1 pseudogene is annotated in these 1,436 nt (G+C 80.2%); it reads left to right on the top strand.

The window, feature by feature from the left end:
- Positions 1–194: 194 nt before the first annotated feature.
- Positions 195–1,436, top strand: a pseudogene (locus tag RBXJA2T_RS14015) (hypothetical protein); the annotation flags it as partial.

Here is a 1,436-nt window from a genome sequence, read left to right as displayed (position 1 = left end):
CTGGCGCTGGCTGCTCGCGCGCGTGCCGGGGCTGGAAGTCGACACGATGCAGGGCCGGCCGGTGGCCGGCGGCTTCGCCGTGCGCGAGCTGCGCTGGGCAGGGTGCCGACGGCGCCCGGCTGCGCGTCGAGAACCTCGCCTGGCGTGATCTGTCGTGGCGCTGGCGGCCGCACGCCGGCGCCTGGGCGGGCATCGTGCTCGACACGCCGAGCGCGTCGCGCGTCGAATGGACCGCCGGCACGGCCGCGCCCGAGCCGGCACCGGCGCGGCGCCGCGCGCCCGAGGACCTGCGCCTGCCGCTGGCGCTGGAGATCCGCTCGCTGGCCGTCGGCGCGCTCGAGATCGGCGGCGCGCCACCGCTGTCCGACCTGCGCGCCGACCTCGCGCTCGGCGCCGAAGGCGGCGCGCTGCACCGCCTGGGACGGCTCGAACTCGCCTGGCCCGGTGGCCGCGCACGCGCCAGCGCCAGCGTCGGCACCGACGGCGAACGCCGCGTGCAGGCCCGCGTCGACGCCGCCGCCGCGCCCGGCGCCGCCCTGCCCTGGACCGCGGCGCTGGACGCCAGCGGCAGCATCGCCCGGCTGCAGCTGGCGGCCATGCTGGCCGGCGACGGCGGCGCGCGGCTGGACGCGAAGGCCGCCGTCGCGCCGTTCGCGCCGTGGCCGCTGGAGTCGCTGCAGGCCTCGACGCGTGCGCTCGACCTCGCCCAGCTCGCGCCGGCGCTGCCGTCGACGCGCCTGGACGGGCGCATCGTCGTCGACAGCCAGGGCCGCGACGTGCCGGTCAACGCCGACCTCGAGCTGCGCAACAGCCGCCCCGGCGCCTGGGACGCCGGGCGGCTGCCGCTGGCCTCGCTCGTGGCCAGGATCACCGGCCGGCTGGACGGCCCCCACCGCATCGAGCTGCAGGCCTTCGACGCCCGCCTGGCCGGCGAGCGGCCCGCGGGCCGGCTGCAGGGCCGCGGCCACTGGCAGGGCGACACGCTGGATCTGGCGCTGGCGCTGGAGGCACTGCGGCCGGGCGAGCTGGACCGGCGGCTGCCGGCGATGACGCTGGGCGGCCCGCTGACGCTGCGCCTGAGCGGCCTGCCCGGCGCCGCCACGCCGCCGGCGGCGCTGGACGCCGTCGCCAAGGCCGAGCTCTCCGGCCGCCTGGACACGCCGCGCGGCCGGCCGGTGACGCGTGGCGCTGGACGCCTCGTGGCACCAGCCGCAGGACGGCACGCTGCAGGCCGGGCTCCAGCGGCTGCTCGTCGCCGCCGGCGACGCCCGGCTCGAAGCCAGCGCCAGCGTGGCGCGCGACGCCGCGGCCGTCTGGCACCTGCGCAGCCGCGGCGAGCTGTCGCGCCTGGACCCGTCGGCCTGGTGGCGCGGCGCCGACGGTTCGCCGTGGCGGCGCGGCCCGCACGCGCTGAACGGGCGCTGGAACACCGACCT

This window comes from Rubrivivax benzoatilyticus JA2 = ATCC BAA-35 (genome assembly GCF_000190375.1).
In the GTDB taxonomy this organism is placed as follows: Bacteria; Pseudomonadota; Gammaproteobacteria; order Burkholderiales; family Burkholderiaceae_C; genus Rubrivivax; species Rubrivivax benzoatilyticus.
The sequence above is the reverse complement of the archived record's forward strand: the minus strand, read 5'-3'. Positions and strand labels throughout refer to the sequence as shown.